Origin of the sequence: Marixanthomonas ophiurae, from assembly GCF_003413745.1 — a bacterium.
In the GTDB taxonomy this organism is placed as follows: Bacteria; Bacteroidota; Bacteroidia; order Flavobacteriales; family Flavobacteriaceae; genus Marixanthomonas; species Marixanthomonas ophiurae.
Genome location: NZ_QVID01000002.1, coordinates 276,010 through 295,188 on the forward strand (window position 1 = coordinate 276,010; position 19,179 = coordinate 295,188).

At 35.4% G+C, this 19,179-nt stretch carries 18 protein-coding genes; 7 read left to right on the top strand and 11 right to left on the bottom strand.

Translation table 11 applies throughout. From position 1 onward, the window contains the following. Window positions 1–33: 33 nt before the first annotated feature. The 5 genes from DZ858_RS11445 to DZ858_RS11465 all read right to left on the bottom strand — a co-directional run bounded on the left by DZ858_RS11445 (window position 34) and on the right by DZ858_RS11465 (window position 6,192). Window positions 34–597, bottom strand: coding sequence for an RNA polymerase sigma factor (locus DZ858_RS11445; protein ID WP_117159802.1), 564 nt, complete (start codon window positions 595–597; stop codon window positions 34–36). A 513-nt stretch (window positions 598–1,110) separates the two neighbouring features. Continuing rightward, complete coding sequence (locus DZ858_RS11450; protein WP_117159803.1) at window positions 1,111–2,937, bottom strand: ABC transporter ATP-binding protein; 1,827 nt, start codon at window positions 2,935–2,937, stop codon at window positions 1,111–1,113. A 2-nt stretch (window positions 2,938–2,939) separates the two neighbouring features. Next, entirely contained in the window at window positions 2,940–4,658 is a 1,719-nt protein-coding gene (locus DZ858_RS11455) for a phospho-sugar mutase (RefSeq protein WP_117159804.1), read from the bottom strand. Between the two features lie 40 nt (window positions 4,659–4,698). Beyond that, the gene (locus DZ858_RS11460; protein WP_117159805.1) at window positions 4,699–5,652 is read right to left on the bottom strand and encodes a glycosyltransferase family 2 protein; all 954 of its coding nucleotides are present in this window, start codon (window positions 5,650–5,652) and stop codon (window positions 4,699–4,701) included. Window positions 5,653–5,661: 9 nt separating this feature from the next. Then, the gene (locus tag DZ858_RS11465; protein ID WP_117159806.1) at window positions 5,662–6,192 is read right to left on the bottom strand and encodes a DUF4199 domain-containing protein; all 531 of its coding nucleotides are present in this window, start codon (window positions 6,190–6,192) and stop codon (window positions 5,662–5,664) included. 223 nt (window positions 6,193–6,415) lie between these two features. Between DZ858_RS11465 and DZ858_RS11470 the strand changes: the two genes are divergently transcribed. Both DZ858_RS11470 and DZ858_RS11475 read left to right on the top strand, forming a co-directional pair. Continuing rightward, on the top strand, window positions 6,416–6,700 hold the full coding sequence (locus tag DZ858_RS11470) for a type B 50S ribosomal protein L31 (RefSeq protein ID WP_117159807.1): 285 nt from the start codon (window positions 6,416–6,418) through the stop codon (window positions 6,698–6,700). A 216-nt stretch (window positions 6,701–6,916) separates the two neighbouring features. Further along, complete coding sequence (locus tag DZ858_RS11475; protein ID WP_117159808.1) at window positions 6,917–8,092, top strand: GlmU family protein; 1,176 nt, start codon at window positions 6,917–6,919, stop codon at window positions 8,090–8,092. Here DZ858_RS11475 and DZ858_RS11480 read toward each other — a convergent pair. Both DZ858_RS11480 and DZ858_RS11485 read right to left on the bottom strand, forming a co-directional pair. After that, window positions 8,089–8,370 (bottom strand): hypothetical protein, encoded by a 282-nt coding sequence (locus DZ858_RS11480; RefSeq protein ID WP_147309595.1) that lies wholly within the window; start codon window positions 8,368–8,370, stop codon window positions 8,089–8,091. The two genes, DZ858_RS11475 and DZ858_RS11480, sit on opposite strands and share 4 nt — an antisense overlap. A gap of 35 nt (window positions 8,371–8,405) precedes the next feature. Continuing rightward, entirely contained in the window at window positions 8,406–9,977 is a 1,572-nt protein-coding gene (locus DZ858_RS11485) for an ABC transporter substrate-binding protein (protein ID WP_239990776.1), read from the bottom strand. Window positions 9,978–10,086: 109 nt separating this feature from the next. Between DZ858_RS11485 and mtaB the strand changes: the two genes are divergently transcribed. After that, complete coding sequence (gene mtaB / locus DZ858_RS11490; protein ID WP_117159811.1) at window positions 10,087–11,424, top strand: tRNA (N(6)-L-threonylcarbamoyladenosine(37)-C(2))-methylthiotransferase MtaB; 1,338 nt, start codon at window positions 10,087–10,089, stop codon at window positions 11,422–11,424. On the opposite strand, the gene DZ858_RS11495 is transcribed toward mtaB, so the two are convergent. Together DZ858_RS11495 and DZ858_RS11500 are read right to left on the bottom strand one after the other, a co-directional pair. After that, window positions 11,421–11,720, bottom strand: a complete 300-nt coding sequence (locus tag DZ858_RS11495) for a GNAT family N-acetyltransferase (RefSeq protein ID WP_117159812.1) — start codon at window positions 11,718–11,720, stop codon at window positions 11,421–11,423. The two genes, mtaB and DZ858_RS11495, sit on opposite strands and share 4 nt — an antisense overlap. A gap of 19 nt (window positions 11,721–11,739) precedes the next feature. Further along, entirely contained in the window at window positions 11,740–12,456 is a 717-nt protein-coding gene (locus DZ858_RS11500) for a pirin family protein (RefSeq protein ID WP_117160426.1), read from the bottom strand. Between the two features lie 92 nt (window positions 12,457–12,548). Between DZ858_RS11500 and DZ858_RS11505 the strand changes: the two genes are divergently transcribed. Together DZ858_RS11505 and DZ858_RS11510 are read left to right on the top strand one after the other, a co-directional pair. After that, a complete protein-coding gene (locus DZ858_RS11505; RefSeq protein WP_117159813.1) occupies window positions 12,549–13,211 on the top strand; it encodes an alpha/beta hydrolase in 663 nt (220 codons plus the stop codon). 60 nt (window positions 13,212–13,271) lie between these two features. Then, complete coding sequence (locus DZ858_RS11510; RefSeq protein WP_117159814.1) at window positions 13,272–14,234, top strand: lytic transglycosylase domain-containing protein; 963 nt, start codon at window positions 13,272–13,274, stop codon at window positions 14,232–14,234. Between the two features lie 77 nt (window positions 14,235–14,311). On the opposite strand, the gene DZ858_RS11515 is transcribed toward DZ858_RS11510, so the two are convergent. After that, window positions 14,312–15,016 (bottom strand): TlpA family protein disulfide reductase, encoded by a 705-nt coding sequence (locus DZ858_RS11515; protein ID WP_117159815.1) that lies wholly within the window; start codon window positions 15,014–15,016, stop codon window positions 14,312–14,314. 142 nt (window positions 15,017–15,158) lie between these two features. After that, on the bottom strand, window positions 15,159–15,722 hold the full coding sequence (locus tag DZ858_RS11520; RefSeq protein WP_117159816.1) for a tetratricopeptide repeat protein: 564 nt from the start codon (window positions 15,720–15,722) through the stop codon (window positions 15,159–15,161). Between the two features lie 196 nt (window positions 15,723–15,918). On the opposite strand from DZ858_RS11520, the gene rpmH reads away from it, so the two are divergent. After that, window positions 15,919–16,077, top strand: coding sequence for a 50S ribosomal protein L34 (rpmH, locus tag DZ858_RS11525; protein ID WP_117159817.1), 159 nt, complete (start codon window positions 15,919–15,921; stop codon window positions 16,075–16,077). Window positions 16,078–16,181: 104 nt separating this feature from the next. After that, window positions 16,182–19,034 (top strand): carbamoyl-phosphate synthase large subunit, encoded by a 2,853-nt coding sequence (gene carB, locus DZ858_RS11530; protein WP_117159818.1) that lies wholly within the window; start codon window positions 16,182–16,184, stop codon window positions 19,032–19,034. Window positions 19,035–19,179 lie beyond the last annotated feature (145 nt).

Here is a 19,179-nt window from a genome sequence, read left to right on the forward strand (position 1 = left end):
ACGAAAAGGTTTCATTTTGTAATAGTTTTTGTTTTAAATAGTTGTAAAACCACTCTCATGTGTTTTTAAATATTCAGTTATTTTTTTTACCGCAATGTGATAACTACTTTTTAACCCGCCTACTGAAGTTTCTAAAATTTCTGAAAGCTCATCGTAGGTGTGTTCATCAAAATATTTCATATTGAACACCAATTGCTGTTTGGGCGGTAACGTGGCTATTGCCTTTTGTAGTTGTATTTGAATGGTCTTTCCTTCAAAATAAACATCACTTGTTAAGTTTTCAATAGCACGCTCTTTTACTTCTTCTGAAGTAATTTGCTTCCGTTTAGCCCTTTTATTTATAAATGTAATGGACTCGTTGGTAGCAATACGATACATCCATGTGTATATTTTGCTATCACCCTTAAATGAATGAATATTTTTATAAATTTTGATGAATGTGTTTTGCAATACATCATCGGTATCATCATGATTCAATACTATTTTACGAATATGCCAATACAGCTGTTCTTTATATTGAGACACGAGTTCCCTAAAAGCAGCTTCTTTTTGCTTATCGTTTTGTAAAGCAGTGACTAAATCGTTTTCTGTTACCAAAAAAATAGTTATTTATTAATTTTGACACTTTTAAGTGTAAAAGGTTTAATTGTAAGGCTACCTTTTTCAAATTACTATTATTAATTATAAAAATCGATTAAAAACAAATATTAACGATAAAAAGCGTAAATAGTTTTTTTGTAGGAAAATAATTACTAATTTTGAGGAACACTACTTATGTGTGTGTTTTTGTTATAAGCCTCAAGTATAGCAAAAATGAGTTAAAAACGGGTCTAAGCGGGGGCTGGCCCGTTTTTTTATTTTTTTGAAACGTCGAAGTTCGTACTATTTTTATTGTAGGAAAATAAATAATTATCAAAACGAAATAATCGATAAAGTGTAAATAATCAAGATTAAATACATATTTTCTTGGTGGAATTAAAAAAAGAATATATATTTGAATCAAATAACTTACTTATGTAATCACCATGTGCCCCAAATATGGTGATTAAAACTAAAAAAGAGCGGTTCCCCAACCGCTCTTTTTTGTGTTTCTATATGTGTTTAGCTTAATTAGGCTAAAGATTGCATTTCAACTAAACTGTGGTAGACACCTTTTTTTGCTAATAGTTCAGTATGCTTTCCTTGTTCTACAATCTTTCCTTTGGAGAGAACAACAATTTTATCGGCATTTTGAATGGTTGATAACCGATGCGCTATAACAACAGACGTACGGTTTTTCATCATTTTCTCTAATGCGTCCTGTACCAGACGTTCACTCTCGGTATCTAAAGCCGAAGTAGCTTCATCCAGAATCATTATAGGTGGGTTTTTAAGTACGGCTCTTGCGATGCTCAACCGTTGTTTTTGGCCACCACTTAATTTATTACCGCTATCACCAATATTGGTGTCAATTCCTTTAGGTAAATCTTTAACAAACTCCCAGGCGTTGGCTATTTTTAAGGCGTCTTCAATTTCTTCGGTAGTAGCGTGTTCCTTGGCGACCAATAAGTTTTCCTTAATAGTATCATTAAACAAGATAGAGTCTTGAGTTACTAGTCCTAATAAGCTGCGCAACGATTTCTGTGAGATGGTTTTAATGTCATACCCATCTACGGTTATAGATCCTTCGTTTACATCGTAAAAACGCGTAAGTAAATTAGCGATGGTGCTTTTTCCACTTCCACTTTGTCCTACTAGCGCTACAGTATGGCCCTTAGGAACGGTTAACGAAAAATCATGGAGTACATAGTCATCTTCATATTTAAATGAAATGTTATCTATTTCAATTTTATTGTTAAAACCTTCTTTCTCCATAGCATTGGGAATATCTTGAATGGTAGATTCCGTTTCTAAAATTTCCAGAACACGTTCGGCAGCGGCATTTCCCTTTTTAACCCCATAACTTGCTTTGCTAATTGCCTTTGCAGGAGTAAGAATGTTATATGCAAGACCCATAAAAACAATAAATTGTTCGGGTTCTAGGGTTCCTTCTACTAACACCATAGAACCTCCGTACCACAATAAAATGGCAATGACCACAATCCCCAAAAATTCGCTGGTAGGCGAAGCAAGATTCTGTCTATTGATTAAAGAGTTTGAAAACTTATAAAACCGTGAGGTAGAATCGTTAAACTTTCGGTTAAAAATACGTTCGGCGTTAAAACCTTTGATAATTTTAAGTCCGCCAAGGGTTTCTTCCAAAATACTCAAAAACATTCCTTGTTCCTTTTGCACGTTGTCCGATTTTCGTTTCAGGCTTTTACCAATACGTGAAATAATCAACCCGGAAACCGGTATAAAGATAAAAACAAACAACGTTAACTGTGGACTTATAACCAACATCGCGATAATGGTAAAAAGGATCATTAAGGGTTCGCGTACAATTAACTCTAAAATAGATAGAAATGAATGCTGTATTTCCAATACATCACTCGTTATACGGGCAATGGTGTCTCCTTTTCGTTTTTCTGAATAAAAAGAAACTGGTAGGTCTATTGTTTTTTTGTATAATGCATTCCGAAGGTCTTTTAGCACACCGTTACGCAAATAAGTAATAAAATACATCGCCAAATAACCGAATAGGTTTTTTAATAAAAAAGTACCGATTACTAGCGAAATCATAATCATGAGAGCGTTTAACTCTCCTGTAGCTTCAATTTTTTGGTTGATGTAATAATTAGAGTAACTTTCTAAATAGCCTCCAATTTCAGTAATCCCTGTATATTCCGGTATTTTAGAAACTTTTTCTGAATTTCCGAACAATACTTTCAGCATCGGCATAAGCGAAACAAATGCCAAGGTGCCAAACAACGCATAAAAAACGTTTGAAATTATATTCATCCATGCATACCCTTTATAAGGTCGTGCAAAACGGAGTATTTTTTTAAAGTATTTCACTACTAGCTTATGTTTAAGTGTGTACTAATGGTATCAATTTTATGTTGTAATTGTGTAACAGCATCATCTCCTGTGGACTTTGTGCTCACACTCATGTAGAACTTAATCTTGGGCTCTGTCCCACTGGGACGCATCGCAATTTTACTACCGTCTTCGGTGTAATAAATTAACACATTCGATTTCGGAATGTCTAATTTGGCTTTCCTTTTAGAAGGAAATGTTACAGCTTCTTGTTTCTGAAGATCTTCAAAGCGAATTACGTTGCTTCCGGCTATTTCAGTAAACGGTTTTTCACGAAGGGTTTTCATCATTTCTGAAATTTCTTCAGCTCCTTTTTTCCCTTTTTTAACCAAGGAAACCAAATGCTCGTGATAGGTGCCGTATTCTTTATAAATAGATTGAAGGTATTCAAACATACTACTGCTGGCTTCTTTTTTCTGGGCTGCAATTTCACAGGCGAGTAGAGTAGCGGTCACCGCATCTTTATCGCGTACAAAATCACCAACCATAAAACCGAAGCTCTCTTCACCACCGCCAATAAATTCAAGTTCCGGGAAGTCTTTTACCATTTTTGCAATCCACTTAAAGCCGGTAAGGCCTTCTTTGTAGATTACTTGATAGTTCTCAGCTAATTTCTGCATCATTGGAGTAGAAACCACCGTAGAGGCTATAAACTGTGTGCCATTTAATTTCCCTGCTTGTTTGTATTGTTCCAACAAAAAGTGAGTTTTTAGTACCATGGCTTGATTGCCGTTCAGTAAAGTCATTTTTCCTTTGTTGTTCCGCACGGCAATACCCAAACGGTCACAATCGGGGTCGGTTCCTATTACAATGTCTGCTCCTTGTTTTTCTGCTAATTCCAAAGCTATTTTTAATGCGGCTGGTTCTTCTGGATTAGGTGATTGTACGGTTGGGAAATCGCCATCAGGTTTGGCTTGTTCTTCTACAACAGTTACATTTTTATATCCAGCTTCTTCCAAAACCCTTGGAATCATAGTAATGGAAGTTCCGTGAAGTGATGTGAAAACAATTTTTAAATTGTCTTTAGCTTTTTCTGAAGTATTAAAACTACCATTTTTAATGGACGCAGCAGCAAAAGTATCATCTACTTCAGCATCTATTAGTTTGATGTTTTCTGAAATGGCTTCAAAATTAATATCTGAATATTCCAACGAATTTATTTTAGCGATAATTTCGCCATCCTGTGGTGGCACCAATTGCCCACCATCTTCCCAATATACTTTATAGCCATTATATTCTGGTGGGTTATGAGAAGCGGTTAATACAATCCCACATTGGCAATTGAGATGCTTTACTGCAAAAGAAAGCTCCGGCGTAGGCCGTAAATCTGAAAAAAGAAATACTTTAATGCCATTAGCCGAAAACACATTCGCAACCACTTGCGCCAACTCTTTACTATTATGACGACAATCGTACGCAATCGCAACTTTTATCGTCTGGTCTGGGAACTGTTCTTTTAAATAATTGGAAAGTCCTTGGGTATTTTTCCCTAGGGTGTATTTATTAATTCGGTTATCACCCGCCCCCATAATGCCGCGCATGCCACCAGTACCAAAAGCCAAGTTTTTATAAAAACTATCTTCCAGCCCTTCTGGGTCGTGGGCAATCATTTCTTTAATGGATTTTTGTGTTTTAGCATCAAAAAAAGGAGTAAGCCATTTGTTGACGCGCTCTAATATAGTAGGGTCTACGTAAATCATTCGGTACAATTAAAAGTGCAAAAATAAGGAAACCAATTCGTTATTCTTTAACGTTTCGGTGTTCTTTAATAGTGTAGTTTTTTGAATTCTTCTTGCTGCGCAAAATTAATTCACCTAAAAATCCTGCTAGGAAAAGTTGGGTTCCCAAAACCATAGCGGTTAAAGCAATAAAAAACTCCGGACGTTGAGCCAAAAGGCGTGCTTGTTTATGAATAAATAATTTGTCTATTCCTAAGTATAAGGCAAAGCAAAAGCCTACAAACAACATAAAGGCTCCCCAAGCTCCAAAAAGGTGCATAGGTCGTTTACCAAAACGTGATAAAAAGGAAATGGTAATTAAATCAAGAAAACCACGAACAAAGCGTTCGGCTCCAAACTTGGTCGTGCCATATTTTCGAGCTTGGTGCTTCACTACTTTTTCACTTATCTTGTTAAAACCAGAGTTTTTGGCCAATACTGGGATATACCTATGCATTTCGCCAGTAACTTCAATGGTTTTAATTACGTCATTTTTGTAAGCTTTTAAACCGCAGTTAAAATCGTGTAATTTGACACCCGAAGTTTTTCGAGCTGCAAAATTAAACAGCTTAGAAGGCATGTTTTTAAAAACAACCGAGTCATATCGCTTCTTTTTCCAACCAGAAACCAAGTCTAAACCATCCTCAGTAATCATTTTATAAAGTTCTGGTATTTCTTCTGGGTTATCTTGTAAATCGGCATCCATTGTGATTACTACATCGCCAATAGCAAGAGCAAAACCAGCATGCAAGGCTTGCGATTTTCCGAAGTTTTTTAAAAACCGAATGGCTTTTACTTCTTTGTGTTCGCGTGCCAATTCGTCAATTTTCTTCCAAGAACTGTCTGTACTACCATCGTCTATAAATATGAGTTCGTATAAAAAACCATTGGATTGCATAACCTTTGCAATCCAATGATAGAGTTCTTTTATGGATTCCTCTTCGTTAAGAAGTGGAATGACGATAGATAAGTTCATGTATTGTTTTTATTCGTAGGTTGGGCGGTTTTGTTTCATTATTAAACCTGAAATTAATGAAATGATAAATCCGAAGAAAAGTGAAGCAATCATTCCCATTGCGAACATAATCCACGGACTCATAAACTTTTCTGTCATTCCCATGGCCATGTCCATTTGTTCTTGAGTCATATTAGGATTTTGCTCAATCATTTTTTCTTGGGTAGCATCGAGCATTTGAGGAATAAAATCAGGTTCGATAACAGTTATAAATAAATAGGTGAAAATAGAGCCTATAACTCCTGCAATAAGTGAAATTAAAAGACCTGTTTTAAGAGCATCACCAAGAGACATAAATCCGCCACTTCCACTCTTAAAAGCTTTTAAACCATATACAATGCATACTGTCATAAATATAAAGTTCAATACAGATTGCCACCAAGGCTGTTCTAAATGCATCCCCAGTACATAAACAATAACAGAGACACCTATAGTTAATAGGGCAAGAATAAGACCATAATTAAGGCCAATTTTTTTAACTGATGCGGTTTGATTTTCCATTTTCAAGAAGTTTGAGCCTCCAATTATTGGTAGGCAGGTTTGATTAGTTAGTTAACAAAAGTAGTAAATTGTTACGGTTTATTTTTCTGAAATATACAATCTATGTAATTTTGGATGAAAGATTGATTTTCTTTTCAAAAAAAATCTAATTAGTATTGTCTGTTTATTAAAAATAATTAAATTTGCATTCTCAAAATTGAGACCCTATTAAAAAGATAACAAGATGAAAAAAGGTATCCATCCTGAAAATTATAGAGTAGTTGCTTTTAAAGATATGTCAAACGACGATGTTTTTTTAACTAAATCTACTGCAGAGACAAAAGAGACGATAGAGGTTGACGGTGCAGAATACCCATTGGTAAAACTGGAAATATCTAGAACTTCTCATCCTTACTACACAGGTAAAGCTAAATTACTTGATACTGCTGGACGTATTGATAAGTTTAAAAACAAATACGCAAAATTCAAAAAATCACCTAAAAAAGAGGAAGCTAAAGATAGCGAGTAATCTTTTTTTGATACGATATATAAGATATAAGGAGCCTTCGATTTTTCGAGGGCTTTTTTTTATTTGTTTACTTTTAAATCGGTAGTTTCAATACAATTTTTCAAGTTTGCTACTGCAAAATTGAAAAATCACTCAACCACCTTACTTTTGATTTGTATATTTACTTTGCAATAAAAACATTGTCAATAACCGACAACTCAAAATCCACAACCGAACATGAACTACATCCTTTTTGACGGCACGGTACGCAATCAATTACTTCCATTTACTTTTACCCGTCCGGTGGCAGACATACGCATCGGCATATTGACCATTCGTGAAAAATGGGAAAAACTCTTGGGCTTTACTACAACTACGGTAACGGAAGATTATCTATCAGAAAAGTATCCTATGGTTGAAATGGAGCAGAATATTTTCATCAATGCTTCTTTCATTCCTTCAGAAAATTTAGTGAAAACGGTGAAAGGTCTTTCTGAAAATCAGGCAATTTTTTATAATGATGAACCAGTTGCATTTTTTACTTTAGAAGGACAAGAAGTAGACTTTGAATCGTATGATATTGTTCAGTATAGTGCCGATGATATATTTCGGATAGAGCATACGTGGGATATCTTTTCGAAAAACCATGAAGCTATAAAACACGATTTCAAACTTATTACCAAAGACAGAGAGTCGCAGCCCATCCCGGAAATGACAGTTACTTTTAATAAAGAGCAAATTTTTATTGAAGAAGGGGCCAAACTTCCTTTATGTTCTTTAAATGCTACCGAAGGTCCTATTTATATTGGTAAAGATGCTGAAATTATGGAAGGTTCTATGATTCGTGGACCTTTTGCACTTTGCGATCATGCTACAGTGAAAATGAATGCTAAAATTTACACAGGTTGTACCATTGGTCCACATAGTAAAGTAGGCGGGGAGCTTAATAATTCCGTTATTATGGGGTATTCTAATAAAGGTCACGATGGCTTTTTAGGAAATGCCGTAATCGGAGAGTGGTGTAATCTAGGTGCTGATACAAACAACAGCAATTTAAAAAATAATTATGCTGAAGTCCGTTTATGGGATTACGAAACTGAAGGTTTTGCTAAAACGGGTCTACAGTTTTGTGGTTTAATGATGGGAGACCACAGCAAATGTGGTATTAATACTATGTTTAATACAGGAACAGTGGTTGGGGTGAGTGCTAATATCTTCGGAAGCGGATTTCCACGTAATTTTGTTCCAAGTTTTAGTTGGGGTGGAAGCGGCGGCATGACTACCTACAAAACCAATAAAGCGTTTGAAGTGGCCAAAGTGGTGATGGCAAGAAGAAAGGTTGAGTTTCTTGAAGCAGATGCCAAAATTTTAGAGCATGTTTTTGAAGAAACTGCTAAGTGGCGACGTAGCTAAAATTTAATAGGTTTTGCAGGAGCCATTTCATAGAAGAATAAAAAGTAAATTATTACTACAAGAATAAGTAGCATAACAGCGCTAAAAACCAATAATAATCTGCGTCTGTTTTTTGCGTTATCTTCTTTTAGTTGTTTTTGAAAGGCAGCAAATTGTTCCGGACTCATTTTTTTATGGTCTACAAATTTTCCGTAAGTACTATAAGAAGCTTTGTTTTTATCAAAATACCTTTTACGCTTTGCAAGTTGCTTTGCATTGTTTTTAAGCGTTTGCATCATTGTTAGAGCCGAACCCCCAAAACCCATAATAAAAATTATTTTAATTTCTTAACTCGCTTCAAAACTAAAAAATTCTGTGGGTTGATGCCTAAACCGGATACCTTTTTACTTACAAACCGTATGGCTACATCATAAAATAAAGGGACTACAGGTGCTTCTGTAACCACGATGGAGTCCATTTTTATGTAAAGTTGTTTTCTTTTTTCAATATCTGAGATGGTCAATGATTTTTCATACAAACTATCAAAAACAATGCTTTTAAAGTGTGTATAATTGGGGCCGTTGGGAGTGAAATTTTCACTATAAAATAATGAAAGATAGTTTTCAGCATCGGGGTAATCTGCAATCCAGCTAGCTCTAAAAACATCTAGCTCACCGCTACTTTTCATTTGGCGTAAGGTAGATGGCGGCATCACATCGATCTCCACTGCTATTCCTATTTTTTCAAGTTCCCGTTGTATATACTCGCAAATATCTAAATATTGACTATTGGTGCCAATAGTTATTTCGGGCTGGGTGTCTCCAGTATTAATCTTGTATTGTTCTATAAGCTCTCGCGCTTTTTCAGGATTGTAATCATATCCTTTTATGGATGCAAAACCCGGTAATCCTTTAGGGATAAATCCATGTGTAGCAGGCGTGCCCATTCCGTTTCGTAGATACGTCACCATTTTTTGACGATCAAAACCATAATTTACTGCTTGGCGCAATATTTTTGAGTTAATTTCAGGAGTTTCAGTTTCCATAAAAAAACCTAAATATTCTGTGTTCAGGTAAGGAGTTGTAATTAGGTTTACATGTTCCTCATATTTTTTCTGAAGCTTCCCTTGGGTAGTAATTATTTCGTCTTTATACGAATTATCCAATCCTGAAATAAAGTCCAGCTTTCCCTGAGCAAACTCTAAAAATTCACTTTGTTTATCGGGCAAGAAAGTAATGGCGACCGCTTCCAAATAGGGAAGTTGATCTCCTTTTGCATCGGTTTCAAAATAAAATGGATTTTTCCGAAGCACCAATTTTACATTTTCTTCCCATATTTTAAATTGAAATGGTCCAGTACCCACGGGGTGACTTCTAAATTCACTTCCATATAAATTAACGGCTTCTTCTGGAACTACCGAGCAGTACCGCATCGATAGCAACCCTAAAAAAGCGGGAAAGGGTTGTTTTAATTGAATGACTAACGTGGTGTCATTTTTAGCTTTATAGCTTTCAACCGTGCTCATTACCCAACTTCCGGGAGAAGCAACATCTTCATCAGTTAAACGGTCAAAACTAAATACAAAATCGTCTGCGGTAACCGTTCTCGTCGAGTCGCTACCAAAACATTTGTTTTTATGAAAATAAACATCGTCTCGTAAATGAAATGTATAGGTATTTGTACTGTCGTTTACTTCCCAATGTTTCGCAATGTCAGGTTTAATGTTTAGCGAATCGTCCAATTGAATCAAACCGTTGAATAGTTGATTTGTAGGCCAAATATTTTGGGGATTTCTAGCAAAAGCAGGGTCTAGTGAACTAATGTTGCTGTGCTCGTTATATCTAAAAACTAAATGATCTTTTTCATTATTCGTGTCACTTGAACATGAAGAAAACAATACTATCATGCAAATTATTGATAGTCTGTGTATTACTGAATTTGATAGTTGTTGCATAGATTTTCACGAAACGATAATAGTTTGTATTTTTGCGCCCACGTTTGCCAAAAATACAAGAATGAACGCTACAAAAAAAGTCGCATTTTATACATTAGGTTGTAAGCTTAATTTTAGTGAAACCTCTACCATAGCTAGAAACTTTAAAGACGAAGGGTTTAGCCGGGTAGATTTTTCTGAAAAAGCTGATATCTATGTCATTAACACGTGTAGTGTGACCGAAAATGCAGATAAGCGTTTTAAAACCATTGTAAAAAAGGCACAAAAAGTAAACCCTGATGCTTTTGTGGCCGCCGTAGGTTGTTATGCGCAACTGAAACCTGAAGAATTAGCCGATGTTCACGGAGTTGATTTAGTGTTAGGAGCTACCGAAAAATTTAAAATTACCGATTATTTAAATGACCTTTCTAAAAATGACTTTGGAGAAGTGCATTCTTGTGAAATAGACGAAGCAGATTTCTATGTTGGTTCGTATTCTATTGGTGATCGTACCCGTGCTTTTTTAAAAGTACAAGATGGTTGCGATTATAAATGTACGTATTGTACCATTCCGTTAGCAAGAGGAATTTCTAGAAGTGATACCTTGGGTAATGTACTTAAAAATGCTGCTGAAATTTCAGAAAAAGGAATTAAGGAAATCGTTTTAACCGGTGTAAACATTGGCGACTACGGAAAAGGGGAGTTTGGTAATAAAAAGCACGAACATACTTTTTTTGAATTATGCGAAGCCTTGGATGAAGTCTCTGGAATTGAACGCTTGCGTATTTCTTCCATAGAACCTAATCTCTTGAAAAATGAAACGATAGATTTTGTTGCTGATTCAAACACTTTTGTACCCCATTTTCACATACCATTGCAAAGTGGAAGCAATGATTTATTGAAGCTAATGCGCCGCCGTTATATGAGTGAACTCTATGTAGATAGGGTAAAACGCATTAAAAAAGTGATGCCACATTCGTGTATAGGAGTAGATGTAATTGTAGGTTTTCCTGGTGAAACAGAAGAACGTTTTCTAGAAACTTATCAATTTTTAAATGAATTGGATATTTCCTATTTACACGTTTTTACCTATTCAGAACGAGACAATACCCCAGCCGCTGAAATGGACGGTGTTGTGCCTACGAAAATACGTAAAAAGCGAAGTAAAATGCTACGTGGTCTTTCAGCTAAAAAAAGGAGAGCTTTTTATGAAAGTCAATTAGATAGCACACGAACGGTTCTATTTGAAGGCGAAAATAAAAAAGGCTACATACACGGGTTCACTGAAAATTATGTGAAAGTAAAAACTCCTTGGAATCCAGAGTTAGTTAATACGTTGCATACCATTCAACTTACCGAAATTGGCGAAGATGGGTTAGTGCGTTTTGAGTTTGTAAATGAAAAAGCGATTGCAAGCTAGATACTAATACCTACAGGTAATAAATCTCTATACTTTCTTCTGTTTTTACGCATAAAACCCGCTATTTCAGGGCTAGTAGGAACCAAGCTGATACCGCGGTCCTTTACTTCATCAAAAACAGCTTTAATAAAAATATCACGAAAACCTTGGTCTTCTAAGTCTTCGGGCATATCATATTTAGTTAGGAAAATTTTACGGTCTTGAAGTGCATATTCTATTCGGGCCATATTATCTCCAATTTCCAATTCGAATTGTCTTAAAAATTCGTTGTCGGTAATCTCTACATCTTCAATCATGGGAGTTATTTTTTTAAATTTAGTTCATTGGTGTTTCAATAAGTAACACGCGACTGTTTCCATTCGCAGTTATACTAATCGTGTCTGTATCCCATATTCCTATGGCATCACGTTTGTTAAGTGTTTCATTATCAACAAGAATGGTGCCGTCTATTACAAAAACGTACACACAGTGGGATTTGTTATATAATGAGTAGGAAGTTTCAGTTTTTTCTGAAAATGTACCAATACTAAAAAAGGCTTGTTGGTGTATCCATAGCTCGTTTTCTTGAGCTTCAGACTTAGGTTTAACAATGGTGCTAAATGAATTATCCTTCAGTAAAGGAGCGATTTTTTTCTGATCATAACGTGGGGAAACGTCTTCTTTATCGGGTATAACCCAAATTTGAAACAAGGTAACAGGTTCAGTAGTGCTGGCATTAACTTCGCTATGCTCAACTCCAGTCCCTGCACTCATTACTTGAATATCGCCAGATTTGACAATACCGCTATTTCCCATCGAATCTTGATGCTTTAAAGCACCCGATTGCGGAATGGTTACAATTTCCATATTCTTATGGGGATGTTTACCAAAACCCATAGCAGACTCAACTTGGTCATCGTTTAAAACACGAAGTTTACCAAATTGAAGACGGTCTGGATTAAAATAGTTACCAAAACTGAAAGAATACTTGGCTTTTAACCAACCAAAATTTGCTGTTCCACGACTTGTAGCAGGATGTAAAATCTTTTTCATACGCTCCAATAGCTATAAGATAATAGTATCTTTGCCTAACAAAGTTACAAAAAAATAGCTTGTTGAAAGGCATATAATTTCGATAATCCTTTATGAATCCTGAAATTACACACGTTTATTTTGTTCCAGGAATGGCGGCTGGGAAAGAAATTTTTAAAAACATTCGTCTTCCAAAAAATCGTTTTAAAATCCATATTCTCGAGTGGCTAATACCTAAAAAAAATGAAGCTATAGAGTTGTATGCCAAACGTATGGCTGAACGAGTAGAAGAAGCTAATTCGGTTTTAGTAGGAGTGTCTTTTGGTGGGGTGGTTGTGCAAGAAATGGCGCAATACCTTACCTTGAAAAATTTAATAATCATTTCGAGTGTAAAGTCTAAAAAAGAATTACCTACTCGTATGAAATTTGCTCGTAAAACGGGTGTTTACAAGCTTATCCCTACTCGTTTAGTACTCAGCGCTGATGATCTCACTAAGTTTTCGTTAGGACCACGATCTAAGAAAAGACTTCAACTATACCAAGATTTTCTTCATGTTCGTGATAAACGTTATTTAGATTGGGCGATAAAAAACATGGTAAAATGGCAGCGGGAAGAACCAATGGAAGGTGTAGTACACATTCATGGCGACAGCGATGTGGTTTTTCCTGTTAAAAATATTAATGACTGCATTAAATTGGAAGGTGGCACCCATATTATGCTATTGGATAAAGGAAAAAAAGTTTCAGAAAAATTAATTGAAATAATTTCGACCTAAAGCCACGTTAATTTCTATAAAAGAGGTATATTATTGAGTATATTTCAAAAAAAATAAGTTATGAGTTTTTTATCTAAAATAGGATTGGGTGCCATTTTGTTTGTGATTAGTGGTTTGTCAATCAATGCAGTACAGGACCATTCTGGTGATGAAACGGAACAAAATCCGCCTGTCAATGAAAAAATGGAAGAAAGTTTAGTGAATGATTATAATGTATATGCACTTCCAATTCCTGAAACGATGGATTTTGCCGGAGAGCCCGTTCCTTTAAATGAACCCGATATTCGGGAACGTTTAGATAGAGAGTTGCTGGTAAATACCTATTGGCAATCTAATGGATTACTAATTATAAAGCGCGCCAATAAATATTTTCCAATTATAGAGCCGATGCTCAAAAAGTATGGTTTGCCAGACGATTTTAAATACTTAGCAGTTGCCGAAAGTGGGCTGATGAATAACAGTTCCCCAGCGGGAGCTGCAGGTTTTTGGCATTTTTTAAGCAGCACAGGGCGTGAATATGGGCTGGAAATCAATGATTATGTAGATGAGCGCTATAACCTAGAGTTAGCTACTAAAGTGGCTGCAGAATACCTTAAAAAGTCTAAAGAACGCTTTGGAAGCTGGACTTTGGCAGCAGCTGCTTATAATGCAGGGAACTATGGTGTGAGTAAGCAGATAGACCGTCAAAAATCGGAGAATGATTATTATGATGTGCTTTTAAATGATGAAACAAGTCGTTATGTTTTTAGAATTTTAGCCTTTAAAACAATACTTTCAAATCCGAAGAAGTACGGATTTAACTACAGAGAACAAGATTTATATCAAACTATACCAACTACTAAAGTAAAAGTGGATACGGCTGTTACTAGTTTTCCAGATTTTGCCAAAAAGTATGGAATCAGTTATAAGGTATTGAAAATTCATAACCCATGGTTACGCGAAACCTACCTTAAAAATGCTTCAGGGAAAGAATACTTTATAGAGATTCCTAAAGAAGGATATTATAATAAATCCACAAAATAAGAATAACAATTTCATTAAAAGACAAAGACCGGTACATGTAAAGTACCGGTCTTTCTAACTTTGGTTAGTTATTCTTGTTACGGATTGTCTTTTGCTACAATATCGCTTTGATTGTTGACATCAAAACTTTTAATGAGTGAAATACCATTGTGGAATGAATCATAGTTCATTTCATATGAAACGTTATACGCTTCATTATATGGGTGTAAAACGCCTCGCCTTACATCAATTATGGTTTTGTTAGAGTCTATAAAAAAAGATGTAGGGAACCCTAAACTGTGTTTCATTGTTTGCACAATATGATCGTGGGTGTTTTCAGTTTCATCTACATACACAACTCTTATTTTATTACTGTAATCACGTGCTTTCTTTTTTACTTTCTTTTTTGAATCCCAAAAAAGTACAACAAAATCTATCTCTTTATAATTTTCATCTACAATTTTATTTAACGCTGGAATTTCACCTACTCCGGGAGTACACCAAGAAGCATAGGTTATTAAAAAAACTGGCTTTTCAAAATCGTAAAAATCTATCTTTTTTCCTGAAGTTTTTCGAATATCGAAGTTGTCAAGGCGGCTTCCGTTGACTACATTATTTATTAGTGAATCGAACAAGAAATCTGCCCGCTCATAATTTTGGTCCAAATAAGCCTGCTTCGATTGAATTTTATATTTTTTAATATTTTTTTCAATCGCTTGAGAGAATAGGTTTTCATACTCAACTTCTTGAGCGAGCCCTGTAAATGAAACCAATAAGAATAGAAGAAGTAGTTTTCTACCCATAAGCGTTTATTAAAGTTAACGCATCAAAGGTATAAAGGTGTTAAGAGAAAACGGTAATTTTTCGATTAAAGCAATTACATAATCGTTAAAAAGCAAATTCTTGTAAGAATCTACGTGTATACACGTATACTATTGTAAGAGTTTAGCGTCTTCCACCGCGACGCCCACCACCAAAATGTTGCTTAGGTTGCCCAGCTTTTTTCATTTGCTGTTTCATCATTTTTAGTTGGTCGTCAAGCATATTGTGTTTATCAAGTGCTTTTGCTTCTTTCATTAAGATTTGAGCTTCCCGTTTACGGTTTTTTGTCATGGCAATTCCGGCAAGGTTTAATTTTGCCATCGCCATATCAGCGCTCATATTCAACCCTAAATCAACAGCTTTTTTAAAGTGCTTTTCAGCCTCATTCATATTAGTTTGTGAAACCATTAAGCCGTTTAAGTAATAATAATACCCTTGTTGCTTTTTAACTAAAGAAGCTTCAGGGTTCTTAATTCGGTCCAGCCATTTTTTAGCTCCGGGAAAATCTTGCTTTCTTAACCGTAGAAAAGCAAGTAATATAATTTCATTTTTAAAGTAGAGAAAGATGAATATTAAAGAAAGGAATATCAACATAATCCCGTTGCCGATATTATTTTCATAAAACTGCCAAACTCCTGCCGCAATAACAAGTACAGCTAATACTAATTTTATATTTTTGTTGAACATGTAAAGTCTATTTTTATAGGGTTGGCAAAGGTACTAAAAACAAATAAATATTTTTTTAATTTTCCATTTGGAAACATAAAAAATGATTGTATATTTGCACCCGCCTACGGAAAGTGAAACATGCTTTATTAGGTAGACCTATTTTAACAGGGTCTTATTAAAAATTTTTTCAGAAGAAGTTATAACATTAGATACAATGAAAAGAACATTTCAGCCATCAAAGAGAAAAAGAAAAAATAAACACGGTTTTAGAGAGCGTATGGCTTCAGTAAACGGTAGAAAAGTGTTGGCTGCCCGCAGAGCGAAAGGCAGAAAGAAACTATCTGTGTCTTCTGAAACACGTCACAAAAAATAATGTTTATATCTTATAAATAATAAAGGTGTTGTTTTTATACAACGCCTTTTTTTATACCCTAATGCTTCGTAATTTTACATACCAGATAAAAAATTCCTTTAAAAATGCCTAAAAACAAAAACTTAAAATCCATCTTGATTATTGGTTCTGGTCCTATAGTTATAGGCCAGGCATGTGAATTTGATTATTCAGGTTCTCAATCACTACGTTCACTTCGTGAAGACGGAATTGAAACCATTCTTATAAACAGCAACCCGGCAACAATTATGACCGATCCTGCTATGGCAGATCACGTATATTTATTGCCACTTACCACAAAATCCTTGGTTAAGATTTTAAAGGAACATCCACAAATTGATGCTGTTTTACCAACAATGGGAGGTCAAACTGCCTTAAACCTATGTATTGAAGCAGATGAAAAAGGAATTTGGGAAGATTTTGGTGTAAAACTTATCGGTGTTGATATCGATGCAATTAATATTACTGAAGACCGCGAAGAATTTAAACAGTTAATGGGACGTATAGGGGTTCCTGTGGCCCCGGCAAAAACAGCTAAATCAGTTCTTCAGGGTAAAGAAATTGCCCAAGAATTTGGCTTACCATTGCTTATTCGTGCTTCTTTTACCTTGGGTGGAGCGGGAGCAGCCTTTGTTGAAACAGAAGAGGAGTTTGAAGAAGCGCTATCTCACGGTTTAGAAGTTTCCCCTATTCATGAAGTGCTTATTGATAAGGCTTTACAAGGTTGGAAAGAATATGAATTAGAGCTATTACGTGACAAAAACAATAATGTTGTTATTATTTGTTCTGTAGAAAATATGGATCCCATGGGAATCCATACGGGAGATTCCATCACCGTGGCTCCTGCTATGACTTTGAGTGATACCGCTTACCAACGTATGCGCGATCTTGCTATTAAAATGATGCGAAATATTGGTGATTTTGCGGGTGGTTGTAATGTTCAATTTGCGATAAGCCCTGATGAGAAAGAAGATATTATTGCTATTGAAATCAATCCACGTGTTTCACGTTCTTCAGCATTGGCATCAAAAGCAACTGGATATCCTATTGCAAAAATAGCTACCAAACTCGCATTGGGTTATACACTTGATGAGTTAGATAATCAAATTACTAAAACCACATCTGCTTTATTTGAACCATCTTTAGACTATGTAATCGTGAAAATTCCACGATGGAATTTCGATAAGTTTGAAGGATCTAACCGTATTCTCGGTCCTCAAATGAAATCAGTAGGCGAGGTGATGGGGATTGGTCGTTCGTTCCAAGAAGCGCTTCATAAAGCCACACAGTCGCTCGAAATTAAGCGAAATGGTTTAGGTGCCGATGGAAAAAGTTATACCGACTACGATCAAATACTAGACAAACTTAAACATGCGAGCTGGGATCGAGTTTTTGTAATTTACGATGCAATACAATTAGGCATTCCATTAAGTCGTATTCACGAGATTACAAAAATAGATATGTGGTATTTAAAGCAATACGAAGAATTGTATTTGCTTGAAAAAGAAATTTCAGAATATACATTAGATTCACTTCCTAAAGAACTATTGCTCGAAGCCAAACAAAAAGGGTATGGGGATCGCCAGATTGCTCATATGTTGAAATGTTTGGAAAGCGAAGTGTATAAAAAGCGGGAAGAACTCAAAGTACAACGGGTTTATAAATTGGTTGATACTTGTGCAGCCGAATTTGAAGCAAAAACTCCTTATTATTATTCAACGTTTGAAAACGAAGTTGAAACAGCAGACGGTAACCGCCATGTTGAAAATGATAGTAAAGTTTCAGATAAAAAGAAGATTATAGTATTAGGTTCTGGCCCTAACCGTATTGGGCAGGGAATTGAGTTTGACTATTGTTGTGTACACGGGGTATTGGCTGCTTCTCAGTGTGGCTACGAAACTATTATGATTAACTGTAACCCTGAAACAGTTTCGACTGATTTTGATATAGCCGACAAGCTTTATTTTGAGCCTGTTTTTTGGGAACATATCTACGATATTATTCGTCACGAAAAACCAGAAGGCGTTATAGTTCAGTTAGGTGGTCAAACGGCCTTAAAGCTTGCTGAAAAGTTAGAACGCTACGGAGTTAAAATTATGGGAACCAGCTTCGAAGCTTTAGATTTAGCTGAAGATCGAGGAAGTTTCTCAAATATTCTGAAAGAAAACAATATTCCGTATCCAGAATTTGGAACTGCTGAAACTACCGAAGAAGCATTAGAATTAGCCGATCAATTAGACTTTCCATTGTTAATTCGTCCTTCATATGTACTAGGAGGTCAAGGAATGAAAATCGTCATTAATAAAGAAGAGTTAGAAGAACACGTTGTTGATTTACTTCGGAAAATACCAAACAACAAACTCTTGTTAGACCATTACTTAGATGGTGCCATTGAAGCCGAAGCTGATGCCATTTGCGATGGTGAAAATGTATATATTATAGGTATTATGGAACATATTGAACCTTGTGGTATACACAGTGGTGATTCCAATGCATTACTACCTCCATTTAGTTTAGGCGACTTGGTTATTCAGCAAATAAAAGATCATACTGAGAAAATCGCCTTAGCACTTAATACAGTTGGACTTATTAACATCCAGTTTGCCGTAAAAGATGATGAGGTTTTTATAATTGAAGCCAACCCTAGAGCTTCTAGAACGGTTCCTTTTATTGCGAAGGCGTATGGAGAACCCTATGTAAATTATGCAACTAAAGTGATGTTGGGTGAGAAGAAACTTTCAGATTTCAACTTTAACCCAAAACTAGAAGGCTATGCCATCAAGCAACCGGTCTTTAGTTTCAATAAATTCCCGAATGTTAATAAGCAATTGGGACCAGAGATGAAAAGTACAGGAGAGAGTATTTTGTTTATCGATAGTTTAAAAGATGACGAGTTTTACGAATTATACTCTAGAAGAAAGATGTATTTAACGCGATAAGGATAAAACACAATAAATCAATTTTTAAAAAAGCAGGATGTTTAACATCCTGCTTTTTTTGTTTTTATAGGTTAGTATAATAGTCTGAACCGTTAAGGTCTTTTATGTTTTTTTTATTCCAAATCTTGAGCCCTAAGAATTATTA